The 366-nt window shown below is 34.7% G+C and carries 1 protein-coding gene; it reads right to left on the reverse strand.

Annotated elements, in window-relative coordinates:
- Positions 1-228: 228 nt before the first annotated feature.
- The coding region (locus GQ589_RS12635) for an IS3 family transposase (protein WP_160426481.1) at positions 229-366 on the reverse strand (138 nt) is incomplete at its 5' end.

The following is a 366-nucleotide window of genomic DNA, read 5'->3' on the forward strand; positions in this document are numbered from 1 at the left end:
GATGCCAGAAGATGAGTTTACATGGCCAATCAAAGTCAACTGGCCAGAAGAAATCGACAAAAAATCCAAAGCGAGCTCGCTTGAAGCGTATCAACAAATAGACGCCGAGTATAAAAAATTAGGGAATAAATTCTAATTATAGCCTAAATCTTATGAGCGGTCAGAGTGGCGGATATGTTTTATAATCATAAATCATGGTGTAACGGTCAACAAAACTTGGAGACAATCTTAGGCCGTTTTTAGTAATTTGTATTCAAATTCTGCAGGTGAAATAAATTCCCGTTTATAATGTCTTCTTTTTTGATTATAAATAGGTTCGATATAATCAATAATATCAGCTATTGCTTGCTCTCTGGTTACATAATC

The organism is Gilliamella sp. Pas-s27, from assembly GCF_009795865.1.
Taxonomy (GTDB): Bacteria; Pseudomonadota; Gammaproteobacteria; order Enterobacterales; family Orbaceae; genus Gilliamella.